The 17927-nt window shown below is 51.3% G+C and carries 15 protein-coding genes; 6 read left to right on the top strand and 9 right to left on the bottom strand.

Annotation, left to right across the window (positions count from 1 at the left end; genetic code table 11):
- The first annotated feature begins 352 nt into the window (after positions 1-352).
- The gene (locus tag RT644_RS19310) at positions 353-1873 is read left to right on the top strand and encodes a methyl-accepting chemotaxis protein (protein WP_313627699.1); all 1521 of its coding nucleotides are present in this window, start codon (positions 353-355) and stop codon (positions 1871-1873) included.
- A 443-nt stretch (positions 1874-2316) separates the two neighbouring features.
- The gene (locus tag RT644_RS19305; protein ID WP_313627697.1) at positions 2317-3879 is read left to right on the top strand and encodes a methyl-accepting chemotaxis protein; all 1563 of its coding nucleotides are present in this window, start codon (positions 2317-2319) and stop codon (positions 3877-3879) included.
- Here RT644_RS19305 and RT644_RS19300 read toward each other — a convergent pair.
- Positions 3876-4397, bottom strand: a complete 522-nt coding sequence (locus tag RT644_RS19300; RefSeq protein ID WP_313627695.1) for a PadR family transcriptional regulator — start codon at positions 4395-4397, stop codon at positions 3876-3878. The genes RT644_RS19305 and RT644_RS19300 overlap by 4 nt on opposite strands.
- Positions 4398-4633: 236 nt before the next feature.
- Between RT644_RS19300 and RT644_RS19295 the strand changes: the two genes are divergently transcribed.
- The gene (locus RT644_RS19295; RefSeq protein ID WP_313627737.1) at positions 4634-5407 is read left to right on the top strand and encodes a siderophore-interacting protein; all 774 of its coding nucleotides are present in this window, start codon (positions 4634-4636) and stop codon (positions 5405-5407) included.
- Positions 5408-5443: 36 nt separating this feature from the next.
- Here RT644_RS19295 and RT644_RS19290 read toward each other — a convergent pair whose 3' ends face one another.
- The 7 genes from RT644_RS19290 to RT644_RS19260 all read right to left on the bottom strand — a co-directional run bounded on the left by RT644_RS19290 (position 5444) and on the right by RT644_RS19260 (position 13264).
- A complete protein-coding gene (locus tag RT644_RS19290; protein ID WP_020455359.1) occupies positions 5444-6613 on the bottom strand; it encodes a DNA repair ATPase in 1170 nt (389 codons plus the stop codon).
- Positions 6614-6880: 267 nt separating this feature from the next.
- On the bottom strand, positions 6881-8023 hold the full coding sequence (locus tag RT644_RS19285) for a response regulator (protein WP_017457425.1): 1143 nt from the start codon (positions 8021-8023) through the stop codon (positions 6881-6883).
- Positions 8016-9110 carry an HDOD domain-containing protein gene (locus RT644_RS19280; protein ID WP_313627692.1) on the bottom strand — a complete coding sequence of 365 codons (1095 nt, stop codon included), beginning with the start codon at positions 9108-9110 and terminating at the stop codon, positions 8016-8018. Before RT644_RS19280 ends, RT644_RS19285 begins: the two co-directional genes overlap by 8 nt.
- On the bottom strand, positions 9101-10210 hold the full coding sequence (locus RT644_RS19275; protein ID WP_313627690.1) for an ATP-binding protein: 1110 nt from the start codon (positions 10208-10210) through the stop codon (positions 9101-9103). The genes RT644_RS19280 and RT644_RS19275 overlap by 10 nt, the downstream gene beginning before the upstream one ends.
- A gap of 5 nt (positions 10211-10215) precedes the next feature.
- Positions 10216-11328 (bottom strand): FIST N-terminal domain-containing protein, encoded by a 1113-nt coding sequence (locus RT644_RS19270; protein WP_020455355.1) that lies wholly within the window; start codon positions 11326-11328, stop codon positions 10216-10218.
- 390 nt (positions 11329-11718) lie between these two features.
- A complete protein-coding gene (locus RT644_RS19265) occupies positions 11719-12087 on the bottom strand; it encodes an STY0301 family protein (RefSeq protein WP_313627687.1) in 369 nt (122 codons plus the stop codon).
- A gap of 466 nt (positions 12088-12553) precedes the next feature.
- Positions 12554-13264: a hypothetical protein gene (locus RT644_RS19260; protein ID WP_313627685.1), complete on the bottom strand. Its 711-nt coding sequence runs from the start codon at positions 13262-13264 to the stop codon at positions 12554-12556.
- Positions 13265-13334: 70 nt separating this feature from the next.
- Here RT644_RS19260 and RT644_RS19255 point away from each other — a divergent pair, with 70 nt between their 5' ends.
- The 3 genes from RT644_RS19255 to RT644_RS19245 all read left to right on the top strand — a co-directional run bounded on the left by RT644_RS19255 (position 13335) and on the right by RT644_RS19245 (position 16666).
- A complete protein-coding gene (locus tag RT644_RS19255) occupies positions 13335-13592 on the top strand; it encodes a hypothetical protein (protein WP_313627683.1) in 258 nt (85 codons plus the stop codon).
- Between the two features lie 877 nt (positions 13593-14469).
- Positions 14470-15590 (top strand): IS3 family transposase gene (locus tag RT644_RS19250; RefSeq protein ID WP_313625751.1). Its coding sequence is split into 2 segments (ribosomal slippage): positions 14470-14728 and positions 14728-15590, totalling 1122 coding nucleotides; the frame shifts between segments, so codons are not numbered across the junction.
- Between the two features lie 596 nt (positions 15591-16186).
- The gene (locus RT644_RS19245) at positions 16187-16666 is read left to right on the top strand and encodes a hypothetical protein (RefSeq protein WP_313627681.1); all 480 of its coding nucleotides are present in this window, start codon (positions 16187-16189) and stop codon (positions 16664-16666) included.
- Positions 16667-16929: 263 nt separating this feature from the next.
- Here the strand turns inward: RT644_RS19245 and RT644_RS19240 are convergent, their stop codons facing one another.
- Entirely contained in the window at positions 16930-17886 is a 957-nt protein-coding gene (locus tag RT644_RS19240) for a hypothetical protein (protein WP_313627679.1), read from the bottom strand.
- Between the last annotated feature and the right edge of the window lie 41 nt (positions 17887-17927).

The raw sequence follows: 17927 nt of genomic DNA, 5'->3' as shown, positions 1-17927 counted from the left end.
TAAATCGGGATAAATGCCAGGGGAAAATGAAGGCGCACAAAATTTAATCATGCCGTCCCGTTAATATTTTGTATCTTTTGTGGTTAAAAATCATTCATTGCGGACGGAGAGATGGCTAAGTTGCGCCAATATAGTGCAATAAATGCGCGATAATGATGCATTCTCATGAGGGAATCGTGATGGTAACGCTACGAAATTATTAAAATCATAGGGTTAACGAGCCCACGAAAAACAGGGTTTTATTGCAAATTGCGATCTAAATCAAATTTAACAACTAAAGATAAACCCATTATCGCCGAAATAACATTCGCAGTAATTTTTAACAGCAATATAACCTGCATAGGACGCAATCATGTCTTCTCCTCCTTATGTCAGCCAACAGCGCTTTATGCTGGAGGATGACACCACGCTGATGTCGACAACTGACCAGCAAAGTTACATCACCCACGCCAACGACGCGTTTATCCATGCCAGTGGCTACTCCCACATCGAGTTGCTCGGCCAGCCCCACAATCTTGTTCGCCACCCGGATATGCCAAAAGCGGCTTTTGCCGATATGTGGTACACCCTGAAACAGGGCGAGCCGTGGAGCGGCATCGTCAAAAACCGGCGTAAAAATGGCGATCATTACTGGGTGCGAGCCAATGCTGTGCCGATGGTGCGCAACGGCAAAGTCACCGGCTACATGTCGATTCGTACCGAGGCGAAAGATGAGGAGATCGCCGCCGTTGAGCCGCTGTACAAAGCGTTAAATGAAGGGCGCTGCAACAAACGTGTCTATAAAGGCCTGGTCATTAGCAAGCACTGGTGGGGAAAACTGGCGGGCATGCCGCTACGCTGGCGTGCGCGCAGCGTCATGACGTTGTTGTGGGCTGCGCAATTTGCTGGATTATGGTTTACCGGTGCAGGCGGCCTGGCGCTGGCGCTGAGCACGCTGGCGATGCTGCTGGGCTGCCTGGCATTTGAGTGGCAAATCGTTCGCCCGGCGGAAAACGTGGCACGTCAGGCACTGAGTGTGGCCACCGGGGAACGCAATAGCGTGCAACCGTTGAACCGCAGCGATGAGTTGGGGCTGACATTGCGGGCGATCGGGCAACTGGGGCTGATGTGCCGTTGGTTGATCAATGACGTTTCAACCCAGGTTCACAGTGTGCGTAGCGGCAGTGAAACGCTGGCGAAAGGTAATGAAGATCTTAATGAACGCACGCGCCAGACGGTGGTGAATGTGCAGCAGACGGTTGCCACCATGAGCCAGATGGCGGCATCGGTACAAAACAACTCGCAAACAGCATCGGCGGCAGACGAGCTCTCCAGCTCCGCCAGTAGCGCCGCCACGCACGGCGGTAAGGCGATGGAGACGGTGGTGAAAACCATGGACGAGATTGCCGACAGCACCGGGCGCATTGGCTCTATTACCAAGCTGATTAATGACATCGCTTTCCAGACCAATATCCTGGCGCTGAATGCCGCGGTAGAAGCGGCCAGGGCAGGCGAGCAGGGCAAAGGGTTTGCGGTCGTGGCGGGTGAAGTTCGCCACCTGGCGAGCCGTAGCGCCAGCGCGGCGAATGATATTCGTAAGCTGATCGACGCCAGTGCCAGTAAAGTGCAGTCTGGTTATGACCAGGTGCATGCCGCAGGCCGCACGATGGAAGATATTGTTAATCAGGTACAAAACGTCACTGCGCTGATCGGCCAGATTAGCCAGTCAACATCGGAGCAGGCTACCGGGCTTTCTGAACTGACGCGCGCAGTGGCGGAACTGGATGCCATCACGCAGAAAAACGCTGGTTTGGTAGAGGAGAGCGCGGCGGTTTCGGCAATGGTTAAACATCGCGCCGCCCGCCTGCAGGATGCCGTCGCCGTTTTGCACTAACAGTTTACCTTGCTCTTAAAAACCACTGGCCGCGCGCTGGTGGTTTTTTATTGGTAAGCGCTTGATTTCTGCCATTTCATGTAAGTGCGATATATATATTTTGTTAATTTTATATTAAGCACAGTTCGCATTGTGAAGTATTAATATATTTTCGCGCCTCTTATTTTATGCAGCGTTAAATCTGATGTAGCGATATTAATATGCCCTGCGCCAATCTTTATTTTCGTATATATAACGATCGATTGATCATTATTAATAGTTGATTGCTATCAGAAAGTTCATTAAGTAACTAAAAAAACGATCAAACTCATAAAGTTAGCGCTAACGTTACCGATAACGGCTAGTGGCTGCATTCTTTTAATTTGCGCCAGGGACTTAAGCGCGCCATTAGGGTGAGGGCGCGGAACTTTCGTCAATAAAATAATCAAACCCATGGAGAATATATGTTTTTACATGATGTAAAAATCGGCACGAAATTATTTCTGGCGTTCGGCTTTTTTATTGCGTTAATGGTAGTGAGTTCCTGTCTGTCTCTCTTCAGCCTGAACCGCGCGAATAACGGAATGCAAGAGATTGTGCACGAGGATTACCCAACCACGGTAAAAGCGAATCAGCTTATTGATAATTTCCAGACCTTTGTCAGCACCCAGCAACTGATGCTGCTGGATAGCGACGGCAAATGGACCGGTGAATCGCAAAAGCAGCTTGCTGAGATAAGCTCCCACATTACCGCTCTGCTGGAGGATTTATCTAAAAATCTGCGTGATGATAAATCGCAGAAAAACCTCGCCGACATCCGCACCGTGCGCCAGCAATACCTCGACTCCCGTTTCCGCATTCTCGATGCCGTTAAAAATAATGACCGCGCGGGTGCGATTCAGGAGATGATGACCAAAACCATTAACATCCAGAATGCTTACAAAGAGCGGGTGTTGGCGCTGATCGCCATTCAGGATGGGCAAATGCGTGCGGCGGGCGACCAGGTGCAGAACGATTTCAGTTCTAACCGCCTGATGCTGATTCTGCTGGCGATTGTTAGCATCGGCATGGGCAGCCTGATTGGCTGGTATATCGTACGGATGATCACGCGCCCGCTGAGTGAGGCGGTTGCCTTTGCTGAAGCGATTGCCGATGGCGATTTGACGCGTACCATCGATTCTCGCCACCGCGATGAAACCGGCGTACTGCTGCGTGCGCTGATGGAGATGAAAAACCGTCTTGTTGAGATCGTTCATCAGGTGCAAAACGGCTCAGAGAGTATTTCCAGCGCGGCGGCGCAGATTGTGGCCGGTAACCAGGATCTGGCGGCGCGTACCGAAGAGCAGGCCAGCTCCGTCGAGCAGACGGCGGCGTCCATGGAGCAGATCACCGCGACGGTGAAAAACACCGCCGATCACACCTCCGAAGCGACCCACCTTTCTGCCGATGCGGCGACAGTCGTGAAGAACAACGGCGAGATGATGAAGCAGGTCACCGAGAAGATGCGCGTGATTAACGACACATCCAACCGTATGTCCGACATCATCAACCTGATTGACGCAATTGCCTTCCAGACTAACATTCTGGCGCTGAACGCGGCGGTCGAAGCGGCGCGCGCCGGTGAACACGGTCGTGGTTTTGCGGTTGTGGCGGGTGAAGTTCGCCAGTTAGCCCAGAAGAGCGCTTCCTCTGCCAACGATATTCGCCATCTGATTGAAAGCTCTACCAGCCAGACTCGTGAAGGCATGGCGCTGGTCGAAAAAGCCAGTGCGCTGATTAACGGTATGGTCAGTAATGTGGAAGAGATGGATGTTATCCTGCGCGAAATTGGTCAGGCGAGCCGCGAGCAGACCGATGGTATTTCGCAGATTAACAGCGCGATTGGCCTGATTGACTCCACCACCCAGCAGAACTCCAGCCTGGTGGAAGAGTCGGTGGCAGCAGCAGCGGCGCTGAACGATCAGGCGTTACATCTGCGCGAGCTGGTGCAGGTGTTCCGCCTGCGCGACGTGCCACAGGTAGTTTAATCGAGTTGTGAAATCTCCAGCGCTGCGCGGTCGATAATGCCAATTATCTGTTTAAGCTGCGTGGCGCTGACTTCCCCCTGATTCACCCGTAAATCCAGTACCGCTTTAAAGTTCTCCAGCGCCCGTTTCATCTGTGGGTTTTTGCGCAGTTGATAGCCAACGTTGCGTGCTTTAATCCGCTCTTCAATCTGTGCCAGCGATGGCGCATTTTCCGCCAGCCACTCCGTGCCCTGCGGCGTAATGGCGATCATTCGGCGTCCGTTTTCTTCATCGCTAACGGTAATTAACTGCTGCGCTTGCAGAGCATCCAGAGTGGGATAAATCACACCAGGGCTGGGTGTGTAGTTGCCCTGCGTCAGCGCTTCAATGGCTTTGATCAGCTCATAGCCGTGGCTGGCGTTTTGGCTGAGCAATTGCAGGATCACCAGACGTAATTCGCCGTGACCGAAAAAGCGCTGGCGTCGGCCGCCGTGTCCGTGGTGGTGCTCCCTGTCGGTATTGCCGTGATGATGACGCATAGCTGCTTACTCATTTAATTTGATATATCTAATTTATATCTAAAATAACCCGCTTGAACAACACTGACGGCGTTTTTTATTTAATAGAATGATTTTTAATGACTTTATTTCCTGGTTTAGCAACCGATGCGCTTTCGTGTGGATATATCTTAAAAAGATCTTGCCTTCTGCCTAATCAACAATCATTATCATTTGCACAACATTTAGATATATCGTATTCACGTTCATGAAGGCCGATTATGACAACCCACTCTCAACGCTATCCCCAGCGCGTACGCAATGAGCTGCGCTTTCGCGAGTTAACTGTTTTGCGCGTCGAACGCCCAGGTGCGGGCTTCCAGCGCATTGTGCTCGGCGGCGAGCAACTGGATGGCTTCACCTCCCGCGGCTTTGACGATCACAGTAAAGTCTTCTTCCCGCAGCCGGGTACGCGCTTTGTACCGCCAGTCGTGACCGATGAAGGTATCGTCTGGGGCGATGGCCCGCGCCCGGCTTCCCGCGACTATACGCCGCTGTACGATGCCAGCCGCCACGAACTGGCACTGGATTTCTATATTCACGACTGCGGCGTAGCGAGTAGCTGGGCGATGCAGGCGCAGGTGGGCGATAAATTGACTATTGGCGGGCCGCGCGGTTCGCTGGTGGTGCCGGAAGATTACGCCTGGCAGTTATATGTGTGCGATGAATCCGGCATGCCGGCGCTGCGCCGCCGCCTTGAAGCGCTCAGCCAGCTTGCTGTACGCCCGCAGGTTACTGCGGTGGTGAGCATTGCGGATGTTGCTTATCAAGATTATTTCGCGGATATAAACGGCTTTGATATTCAGTGGGTGCCGGGGCATCACCCGCAGGCCGTTGCCGACAAACTGGCGGCGATAAGCGTGCCGGAAAACGACTATTTTATTTGGCTGACCGGGGAAGGGGAGGCAGTGAAATCGCTGATGGATCGCTTTGAATCTGCCGACATCGATCAACAACTGGTGCGTGCGCAAGCCTACTGGCACAAGAAATAAACACAAAGCCCGGTACGATTACCGGGCTCGTTGCGCTCAGGCCACTTCGTCGTACTCGGCTTCGCTGACCTGCTGCTCCAGCGTCTGGCGGATCTCGGCCAGCGCTTTCTCCTGCTGGCGGAAGTAGGTTTCCCTGTCGCCAAGCGTGGAGATCAACTGCCAGGACTCCTCTTTTTCCAGCGTCGCCAGCTCTTCAATCAGGCTGGCAATATGCTGTTTGACTTCAACAATGCGCTGGCGCAGACGCTGCAGATCGTTGAGACGATCGCTTGCCATTAATGGCTCCAGCCCTTTTTGCAGACGGGTCAAAATCGAGCGGATGGCGCTCAGATCGCCGCGCTGGCGCGCCTGGTTAAGCTGCACCATCATGCTATGAGCGTCGTTTTTCAGTTCGTTATCCACCAGGTCCGGGTGGCAGAGCTTACTGGCCTGGCGCCACAGGCGTTTTAGCTCATGACGTTCGTCTTCGCTCATCTTCTGCTCGAAGCTAAAGCGTTTTTCCGCGTCGTGCTGCTGCTCCTGGTAGCTTTCATACTCCTGACGCGCTTCGTCGCGCGCCTGGCGCGTGGGCTCTTCCTCCCGCGTGAGGCCGCGCTCCAGTTCCTGCGCTTCGGCGAGCAGCGAGGCAATCAGCTCGCTTTGTTGTTGCAGATGCTTGCGCGCTTCCGCCGCCTGTAATGAGTGCGGTGGCATGCTCTGCCAGCGTTGCGTCAAGGTCACTAAAACGTCCACGGCTTGCGACAGGTATTTCTGGCAGCGCAGATAATCCGCCTCGCGACGGCGCGCTTCCGCTTCCTGGCGGCGCACCGCCGCTTCGGCCAGCGTTTTACGCAGCCGCAAAATTTGCGACATCAGTGGCCCAAGGCGAGTTAAGTAGAGATCGTTGAATTCATCCAGCAGCTGGATACGCGCATTGCGTTTATCAATGAGTTCGCGCATTTGCTCTTCCAGCGCTTTCAGCTCCAGCTTGCTGGCGGCCACTTGCGGATCCTGCCAGCTGACCACTGAGCGCTGGTTTTGCAGCCAGACGGTGATGGCGCGCATCGCTTCGCTGTAATTTTTCTCTTCAAGTGCGTGAACGATAAACGCTAACTCCGGGTCCGTAACTTCATTTTTGAGTAAAGGAAGCTGGCTGAGGATGATGCCGTCATCCTCCAGTTCAATGGCGTATTTGATGATTTCAAGCCGTTTTATAGGTTTGTTCATGGCGTTTCGTCAAAGCGCGTTGAGTGTGTTAAAGGGAGTTGTTAATTCATCAAATCTGGACCATGGATGCAAATCTCGCAATAGCCCGGAGCCATATTACATGGGACATATTTCAATGCGTTAGTCTTTCTGTGAAAATTGCGTTTATGGCGCCTTTTTGCCGCGAAATGAGCAAAAAATTGCTTTATGGCGGGGTGTTTGCCCCGCCTGCAACGATTTACCTCTCTGCAACATAACGACGCGATGAATCTCCCAATCGCGTACCGATCATGCCGATGCGGTGCTGTCTGGCAGCCCGCGAACCCGGATGGGTTCCTCAATGGCATTAGCCGCGAGCAAGCGTTGTAATGCCGAGATCGCCGTGTCGGTCAATTCGTGCCCTTTGGTCAGCACCATTAAGCCATTGGTGGTGCGGATATCTTCGTCTACCACCCAACCCGGCATCAGCTCGCGAATACGCGCAGAGCGCACGCCGGTCACATTGGAGCGGAAATCTGACAGGGATTTAATGATGTATTCAGGTAACGGTGGATGCGCCGCCCGTAAAATTTCCCATGGCCGCTCCAGGCTCCATCCCCGCGCCGCATGCCGTTCCAGCTCAAGGGCTGCGCGCAGCAGATGGGCACCGCGTAAAACCTCAAGCGGCACATTCGGCGCCGGCTCTTTTGCCTGGTGGCGAATGATCCCGGCGACCAGTTCAAGACGGGGAATATTTTCCACCAGCTTTCCCGCGACGTCTGGGTGTCCCAGCAGCAGTTTTTTCTCCTCCTCGGAGAGTTTGCGCTGAGCGGCGTCGGCCTGAACGATATCGGCGGGAATACCAACGCAGCCAATTTGGCTTAATGACGCGGCAATCGTGTAAATCCACTCATCTGGCCACTCCAGCTTCGGCAGCGCGTGGCGAACGCAAGATTGGGCGAACGCCGCCCGCTGAAACGCCCACGGTGCGACCATGGCAAGCACTTCCGTCAGCGTTTTGACCGAAGCGGTAAGGGTGGTTGCCAGCAGCTCTTTTTCTGCGCAGACGAGACGATACTGGCGCACAGCGTCATTAAGCGCCGCGACCAGTTCTTCTTTCGGACACGGTTTGCAGAGATAGCGGAAAATGGCGCCTTTATTGATGGCGGCGATAGAGGACTCCACATCGGCCTGCCCGGTAAGCAGGATCCGCACGCTATCGGGCGAGAGTTCCCGCGCTTTCGCCAGAAAGGTGGCGCCATCCATGCCGGGCATGCGCATGTCGGACATGATTACCGCAAAGCGCTCTCCCCAACGAACAGCGTCCAGAGCGGCTTCGCCGCCTGGTGCCACCACCACATCAAATTCGCCAAACAGGTTTCGTTCCATCGCGGCGAGCACGTTAGGTTCATCATCTACGCACAGCACCCTGGGCAAGGCGGTATCAGTCATGAAGTGTGTCCTGTAGGTTAGCGAGCATTTGTTGCCATAAGGGGAGCTGGTCAAGCACACCTGCTTTTTCAAGGTAATCGCGATCGGGGGGGCTGTTGTTGGCCAGCGCCACAGCGACATGCACCACGCCAGACGCTCCGAATGCATCATGTGCGAAACGTGAGGGCCGGGCCTGCTCCGCCACTATTTCGACGATATCCAGCGGTAATCCCCACACTGCCAGCAGGTAAGCGCCCACTGCTGAATGCATGGGAATAGCATTACATGTGGTTGTTTCGCTACCGATCTCGCTCATTTCGGGGATCAGCTTCGCAATATTCGCGAGTAGCGCGGCGGTGGATTCCAGCCCCTGATGGCCCGTCATCCGGGCGGCGAGTGAAGAGGCAAAAAGAGAGACCCGGCGTAACTCGCTGACCAAAGGATCCCTTTTCGCATCGGCAAAACAGTGTGATGCCAGCACCAGCAATTTCACCTGATCCATGCCGAGAAGCGTAATAGCGCTACCGATATCGTGGATTGGCGAACCTCTGTTGAACCAGGCGGAATTCGCAAGCTGCATGATTTTGGCGCTCAGCGCCGGGTCGCTGCCCAGCAATTCGGCAATCTGCCGGGTATCGCTCTCTGGGTTATTGAGAAGATGTTGAACCTCAGTGAACACCTTCGGTGCGGCGGGCAACTGATTGATTCGACCGACCATATCGAGCACCGCCGGATCGTTGAACATGGTGCGCAGAGAAAGCGCGCTTTCAATTATCGCTATTAACGTCGCGCTGTCGCAGGGTTTCGAGACAAATCGATGTGCGACTTCCAGCATACGCTGGGTGGCACCGGGTTCTGAGTAGCCGGATAAAATGATACGTATCGTACCCGGCCAGCGGTTGCGCACCTGCGCCAGTAACTCTGCGCCATCCATAAAGGGCATACGCATATCAGAGACCACGACATCCGCCGGTGTTTCTTCCAGCATGGTCAGCGCTTCAGGGCCGCTGTTGGCGAAGCGGCACTCCCAGTCGATATCTTGCAACATGATGGCGCGCTCAATGCCTGAAAGCACCCGGCTTTCGTCATCAACGAACATCACTTGCATGCAGGCTCATCCTCGTTGCGGCAATGGAGCGGAAATTGCAGGATAAACGTGGAACCCACGCCTTCTTCTGACTCGCAGCGAATCTTCCCATTATGTTTGTCCACCACGGTGGAGTAGACAATCGCTAAGCCTTGTCCAGTCCCTTTACCCACCGCTTTAGTGGTGAAGAACGGATCGAAAATGCGGTCGCGGATCGCTGCGGGTATGCCACTGCCATCATCCTGGACGCGGATTTCTAGATAGTCGCCGTTCTGTAATGCTGAAATAACGATGCGGCCTTTCTCTTTCACTCCTTCCTGCAGGGTATCCGCAATGGCATGGGCGGCATTGACCACCAGGTTGAGAATGGCCTGGCCGACCATGTCACGCAGGCAGGGGAGCTGCGGTAAGTTGTCGGCGATGTTAGTTTCGAGCTCCGCCACATATTTCCATTCGTTGCGGGCCACCGTGACCGTGGTATTAATCACATCGCGCACATCTATCCGCTCTTTCACATTCTTCGAAGGGTGGGAAAACTCCTTCATCGCGGCGACAATCCGCGCAATATGCTCAAGCCCCTCCAGAGACTCGTCCAGCGCGCCTGGAATTTGTCGACGCAGAAAATCAATTTTTGTGCGTTTGAGCGTCGTATCGAACTCTGCCATCACCGGATCATCGGCCATTTTTTTGCGCGCAACGTCCGCGAGCGCGAGGGCGGCATTCAGCAGTTTTAGCAGCGAGTCCGTGGCACCTTTGATGAAGCCGACATTATCGGCAACATACTGCGTCGGGGTGTTGATTTCGTGGGCGATACCGGCGGCGAGCTGACCGATAGACTCCATTTTTTGCGCCTGAAGTAGCTGGGTCTGCGCCAGACGCAGCTCGGCCAGCGCCTTTTCCAGCTCATGCCGTTCGTTTTCGAGTTCCATTGTCTTACGCGCGACCACTTTCTCAAGCCCGACATTTTGTTCGAGAATGGCAAATGGTGTGGCGTGACTGTGCCGGGCTTCCTGGGCGATGCGGCGTTTCAGCACATCAATGGTTTTATCCCTGGCTGCGAGTTTGCGCTCGTAGTCAGCAGGGGAAAGAGGCGGGGTAGAGGCTTCGGAAAAGAGCGACATGATATTTACCCTCCAATGGCGACACCGGTAAATGTCTGGTTGACATGCAACCCGTTGTACTGCTCACCGTAGGTTGAAAACCCTACCACCCGGTTCTGCACCATGATTTCACCGATCTGCTGTTCCAGCCCCTCTTTTTCGAACTGGAGACGGCGCAGGATACAATCGCAGCCGATGATCACGGCAGGATTGGGGATCGTCTCGTGCACTTTTTCAAACGCCTGGCTAAACGTCTGGATCGGATCTTCCGCTTTGCCGATCGAGACGATCAGCCCCTCTTCGATAGCGCAATAACAGGTAAGCGAGAGATCGTCGTTCATTTTCTGAATGGAACGGACGTAAGGCTCATCGCCGAAAGAGAGCACCAGCGGGTTGCGGGAAAAGACAGTTGGTGTCAATTCATCGACGGTAAGACCAAGGGATTCGGCATAGATCTGCGCGGCGGGTTCGCCGTTGATCTCCATAATGAGCCGTTTTTCCGCGTCCGCCTCGGTGATAACCAGCTCGACATCGCTGGGTACAAAATGCTGGATCTTAAACGTAGCGACCGGTGAACTGGTTTCGATAACCGCGAATACGGCAGCGTCAGAGATAAAATGACCATCGCCATCATAAATAAAGCTTTTTTCGAAACGCAGATCGTCACCGGCAGAGCCGCCAATGAGGGGCACATTACCAATCTGTTGATAAAGGTTTGCCACCAGCCGCTCTTCGGCCATCGACAGACCATCCACCAGCAGCAGACCAAAACGATGCAGGTTTGGTCTCTCTTCGCTGTCGCGGCGAATGGTTTCTGCGATATCCGTAATGACCGAGGTGTATTCAAGCAGAGGATGAATGATAAACGCGCGGGCGTGAAAACCATCGCTCAGCCCGAGACCCAGCAGCCCAGAATGCTGAAAGCCTTCAGTGCCAATATGACCGGAAGAGGTACAACCGATGCAGGGGCAGGAGAAGGTGTTTTTTAATTCGCGGCCTAACACCTCCAGATCGTAATCCGGAGAGCAAAAGAAAAGGATGGTTTCAACATCGTCATGACCGATTTGGGCGGCAAACTGGGCAACGGCTTCGACCGGATCAGGAGATTCACTGCTGGCATATCTGGGCTGGAAACTCACGGCAAATTCTCCCACTCTGTGCAGCGGTTTTCGCCTCTGCGGTAGCATGACCCAATGCATTGCTCATTGGTCTGATGAAGGAAGATTAGGAGGTGGGTGAGTAAATATCAAATCGGCAGGTTGATAATTTGACAGGCTTTTTACTTCGCTTTTCTTTTTGCATCGGCACGGTAAATTCCGCGCATTTCCGCCGGTACAGACGCGGCTGAAGGATTAACTTTTTTAAGCGCAGAAGCTGCTCGTCGAAGAGATGAGAAACTTGTTGATTAGGTTATTCGGGGCCACGAGTCAGGTCGATATGCTGTGGCGTGTGGGGGCAATTATTCAAAGAAATCAGCGCTTAGCTCATTTCGAACGCCACTATTTCATTCCTCGCTTACTGTGGCGGGATTATTGGCAATGGGCGATCAGATTATTGTGCTGGTCATATGAGGCCGAGCATTTCTGCGCCGTTGCCGGAACCACCAATTCGACAGTTTGCAGCGTATTTTTATACCGGCAAACAACGTAGAGCGATGTTTTATGCTGTCTTGCTTCGTCCTGATAATCTGCCAGGGTCCAGGCAGTGTCTTTATCAGTATCCGGCATGAGTTCGACCTGTTCTTTTGGCGGCCCGACAAACAAGCTGGCATCCGTCAGGGCATGTTGTTTCATCGTCAGGGAGGGGAATTGCGGGCACTGAATGCTTTCTGCCTGCGCAATTCTGGCGAACGACAACACTGCTAAAGTGAAAAGAGTACGTTTATTCCACAACTTCATAATTATCCCCGTTGTTTGCCGTGTGTGATGCATGATGAACACGAATTATACGTTTGCTGACAGGATAAAGTGCAGCCACTTTTTTACCAGAGGGTAAATACATTTCTTTTTGACAGACCTATGTATGCCCCTGTCTCAGTGATTAGATTTTATTTTTGCTCAGGAAATTGCTGAATGAAAACGTGACGAACTTCCTGCGCCGGATGATGGCTCAAATTATTCACTGCTTTGAAGTTTTTTTACAATAGTAAAAATGCCCCTGACGGAGCATTTTAGCTGTGATAAGTACGGTGCTAATACCAACGATTATATTTTATAAACAAAAACGAAATAATAAGAACCCATATAATGCTAAGCAGCGCAGCATGATTTGGAACAAACATTACAAACAGGAAAATTCCGCCAATAAGCAATGCAAAGGGGATTAAATAAAAATGCGCTTGTAGCAACCATAAAAGGGCTTTTTTCATCGCTTCAGCATCTCATATAGCGCGTCTGCAATTACCTCTTCATTATTTCCTCCTGATTCAACTTGGTAAATAACCTTTGACATCTGAGGTTCAATAAGAAAGTAAAGCATCTCAAGGTTTTCACGGTATAAACTTTGATAATAAGCAGCATCCTGAAATTTTAATTTGTTAGCCGCTAGAGCAGCGATTTGTATTTTTGAATACATCGCTGCACCTTTAACAAACCACATCGACATATTGTTGACCATCTTGATATGCGATTCCTGAAAACCAGCACTGTCAATTATTAGCTTTGAAATAGTTAAGGAGATAGCTATTTTGCTGGATTTGACGGCAGCGTCGTGAGCTTTATCCCCAATTTTCTCTTTGATAAAAGATAGAAGGTTAAAGCTTTTCTCCTCGCCAAGTCTGTTAAGAGTTTTCCGAAAATAAAGCTCAACCATATCGAGTACAACATCATTACGTTTGTACATCTCGCTAAAGCAGAGGAAAAAGCGTTTATCTTCCTGCCACTGCTCATAGCAGGTACTATGGTAGTAATCGTCAGGAATCAGGCAGGAACCATAGTTAATGAGTCGCTGACCGCCTAATTTCACTTGCTCAACAGTCTCCATATGGCTGGCATGTATCTCGCGCAATGCTTTTGTTACAGCGATAGCCATCCGTTTGTCCGCCTGCATTTTCAATTTAAAATAGTTTTCTGCCATTTCAATTAGCCTTGTTGTAGCATTGTGGCTTAATAATTGATTATGCTCGTCAAAGGGGGCAAGAAAGAAAATGACAAAGGGGAAAAAAACAGCGATTTATGTTATTGTTGCAATTATTTTCTTTCTAATTATTCCGGAGTTCGCATTAAGGTATATTTCGACGGATTTTCTGGGCAGGATTAGTGACTTTACAAGCCTGTGGGGAACGTTTAGCCCCTTTCTTTCTATGCTTGTTTTTCTTGGCTTATCTTCAATTATTCTGGCTGTTATCACCGTTGCTCTTGTTGGGAAAATTTACCGGGTTTTATCCCGGTCCGGTGGTCAGTAAATCCTTTTAAAAACCGGCATATGCCTTTTCATTTAGAGCGTATGCATCTGTTGTATTAGTTTGCATGCGCTTTTTGTCTTGTTTGATGATGAGCCGCTCAAATGTGCCCAGGGATCCGAAGTTCTCATGCGGCTGCATTAGCGCAAAGTGGGCAGGTCAGCCTCACGCAGACAAAATAAACGTGTCGCAGACAAAAACGGCACTACACCGCACCCGCCTGCGGGTTTTGGATCGAGTAAATTTTCCAGTTTTATTTTTCTTCAAACCATCGCGCCAGACTGCGCCAGTGTTGGCAAGTTGCGGGAACAGCCGAACTGAAAAGATTGAAAAGAATTTCAGTAATTTTCAGTGGTCAGGATCAATACCAGATTTAGATGAAAATATAACTATATGAATAGTAAAGGGAATAAGGGTTTTATGTAATCTTTGCAGATCATTACCTGCTGATTGATCTTTTGTGTATTTACTGGCAAAGCCAGGCTTGGCGCAGCCTGGCGAGTAGCATCGGGTTAGAGCGTGGGTGAAAAATTACGCTAGCATTATTAGGCCAAAATTACTTCTACTTCGTCCAGTAATGACTTGGATAAGCTTTTTTCCATCGCTTCACGGTATCCTTCTCGGAAATAGAAAAAAAAGCTTTCATCGGAATTTGATATATTACAATCCAAAACTGGTAATAAAGCATATTTGCTTGTAAATATTGATTTTCTGATTTTCTTTATCTTTCCATCGAAAGACGAATCGTTAACCTCAAGTAATTCTAAACATCTTTTCTTTAGAGGTGTTAAATCAATTAAAAAATCCTCTGACCTGCTCCCCGTTGATTAATACACCGCGATGTTAGTAATGTCTTCATAAGCCACATGAGGACATCCCCATGAAGAAGCGTTTTTCCGACGAACAGATCATCAGTATCCTCCGCGAGGCTGAAGCCGGGGTTTCTGCCCGTGAGCTCTGCCGTAAGCACGCCATTTCCGACGCCACCTTTTACACCTGGCGTAAGAAGTATGGCGGTATGGAGGTGCCCGAGGTTAAGCGCCTGAAGTCGCTTGAGGAAGAGAACGTCAGGCTCAGGAAGCTGCCTGCCGAAGCCATGCTGGATAAGGAGGCGCTTCAGGTGGCTCTGGGGCGAAAGTACTGACGACAGGCCAGAAGCGGGAAGCCGTGGTGTTGATGTGTGATGCGACCGGTCTGTCGCAACGTCGTGCCTGCCGGCTTACAGGTTTGTCCCTGTCGACCTGCCGTTATGATGCTCAGCGTCCGGCTGCTGATGCACATTTATCAGGGCGTATTACTGCGCTGGCGCTTGAACGCAGACGTTTTGGTTATCGGCGCATCTGGCAGTTGCTGCGTAGGGAGGGCCTTCACGTCAATCACAAGCGGGTATACCGTATTTACCACCTTAATGGACTGAGCGTAAAACGCAGACGGCGCCGTAAGGGGCTGGCGACCGAGCGGTTTCCACTTCTGCGCCCGGATGCACCGAACCTTACATGGTCGATGGATTTCGTTATGGACGCACTGGCTAACGGTCGCAGGATCAAGTGCCTGACCTGTGTGGATGATTTCACGAAGGAGTGTCTGACGATCACCGCTGCTTTCGGTATTTCAGGCGTTCAGGTCACGCGTATTCTGGACAGCATCGCGTTGTTTCGGGGGTATCCGACGACAACAAGAACCGATCAGGGCCCGGAATTTACCTGCCGCGCGCTCGATCAATGGGCCTTTGAGCATAGTGTGGAACTACGGCTTATCCAGCCAGGTAAGCCAACGCAGAACGGATTTATTGAGAGTTTTAACGGACGTTTTCGCGATGAGTGTCTGAATGAACACTGGTTCAGCGATATTCTTCATGCCCGGAAAACGATTAATGACTGGCGGCAGGATTATAACGAGTGTCGTCCCCATTCATCACTGGATTACCAGACACCAGCTGAATTCGCAACGGACTGGCGAAACAGGAAATATGAAGAAAAACCAACCGATATTACTAACTGAAGGTTGTATCTAATCCCGGGGGCAGGTCACTAGATTATCCGTGGCGATTCAGACTGAGTGCTGGCCTTACGGCGGGGGATCAGCGAAGACCTGCACCGCGGTGATACTGAGCGAACCCACCAGTGGTGCTGGGGGCATGGTGATAGCCTTTGAAGAAGTGATGCTGGCGCGGGGATTAAATCCGGCTGAGTAGCTGCTGGTCACGGCGACCGATATCGATCCCCTCGCAGCCGATATGACGTTCATCCAGTTGAGCCTGCTGGGAATACCGACCATCGTGAAGACGGGCAATTCGCTGGCACTGTCCGTGAACCGCACCTGCTATACCGCGGTGTATTACTTCAATAACTGAAAAGCCCGCATGGCCTGCATGAGCGTATTCAGGCCATGCGGGCTTTTTTTCCTGAGTATTTAAAGGGATCACCGGCAGAGGACATAAGCGCTGATGCCGGTTAAAGCCTGCCTTACGTCAAGGCATGGAGAAAGGTGTGTCACGCCTTTGATATCCGGGTACAACAGCGAGAAGTCTTTTCTGCTTATGCCGATACTGGCTGAGACACAAGCCGTTAACCTGAAAAGAAAAAGGGAGATGTGAAATGAACAGACTTACAGGAATCGCTGTTTTATGTCTGGCTCTGATGGGATGCAGTTCTATACCCTCAGATAACAGAGCGCTGAATTTTAAAACAGAAATGCAGTCGCCGGTGTCAGGACCGACTACAATAACCGTAACTGCTGACAGCCTTCTTAAACAAGAAAATACCCGCCATCTGATTCTGTATCCACTGCGTCCATTACCGGGAAAATCATTTCGCTCTGAGCTGGACAGGAAATTTGCCGCTGCGACCATGTATATTGAATTGCCTCCTGGCAAAGGAAACAGAACTGCTGAGATCAGCGGTGAGATAAATTACTATGATCATGAGCGGTATGAAAATGGGCACCTGATGGGAGACAGTGTCAGGTCAATACCTGTCCCGTTACAGACCGTCCCGCTGACACTTAATAAACCCGTCTCAGTCAGTCTGCCACAGGGGATTCGCTATTCCGTCATGCTGACGGACAGTCAGCCCTGAACCTGACATTTAAATATGTCGACACCCGACACCGTCAGGTGCCGGGTATCGGCTACTTTCCCTGCAGTCACGCGTCCGTCTCAGTTTTCATGATGAATTAACAACAATGAAATCATGAAACCCTCCATAACCATCAACGCGCCGTGCCTTCATGCAAGACTGGCCGCTGAGTACAGAAGTGTTACCCTGTCGTTATGATTAACCGTTCCCCGTCGAGGCGCAACGCAGGCTTCGCGCATGTCTACTGCTTGGACAGGCTAGGGTTATTTGTCATTCGCTCCGGAGGAGGCAGTAGCGTAGAGGAAATTTAAGAGAGTCTGTGGAAGATCGGTAGTCTTTTTGTCAGACCCGTCCGCTTTCAAAAAATAATCCAGTAAGGTTTTTGGCGTTTTTGACAGGTTCTCGAACAAATTTACGGGATGCTGTACCACTTTCCCACCTTCCAGACGGAAGCCGTGTTTCAGTCCGGTTGCAGTAACAAAGAATTTGCCATTTACGCTCCCGAAATCAGGCTCCGGTATTTTAAGTGTTGCTTCACTGGCTGCCTCAACAATGAAGTTTTGATTCCCTTTTTGCTGATAGACAGAGAACTGCGCCTCGGAAACCTGTTCCTTATCAGCATGGTTTTGACCAGTCTGATTGACGATGCTCTCAATAAATTGAAAATTTGCCAAGTGCGACGGAGAGTATCCAGGATCCAGTTCATAGCGTAAAAAACCTTCATCCAGCCCGGAGCCAGACAGGTTACCCCCGTTCAGAATACGTGAGGCTGTCGCCTCATCTTCTGCGGTAAATTTGTAGGTCAGTACATGCCCACTATTATCATACATCTTCCCGTTATTCAGGTTGGCCATCACGCCACTAAACATACGGTAATCGCCTAAATCGCGGGCGAGATCGTCCACATAACGCAAATCCGTTCCCTGTTGCTGTGCCTTTGCATACAACCCTGCCAGTGTGTTGCGGTCATTATTTGTCAGAAAATTAACGGAAGACATGCCCATCGTGGCTTTCGTCAGTTGAGTTTGTACTGGCGGGTTGCTGTCTGTATCGCCGAACAGACGGGACATCAGCAGCCCCATACCACTGATAGTCGCTTTCCCTGATGCTGCTGTCGTTTGATTTGACGCCTGAACAGGCTGAGGGCTCGTAGCTTTTGAAACACCCTCAGAGGTGGTTTGCGCCTGTGTGTATTTTACTGTGGATGTATTGATAATCATAAAGCCGCTCCCCCAGACCTGCGATTTAAAGTGTTTTGAAT

Origin of the sequence: Kosakonia sp. (genome assembly GCF_032104925.1) — a bacterium.
Lineage (GTDB): Bacteria > Pseudomonadota > Gammaproteobacteria > Enterobacterales > Enterobacteriaceae > Kosakonia.
The sequence above is the reverse complement of the archived record's forward strand: the minus strand, read 5'-3'. Positions and strand labels throughout refer to the sequence as shown.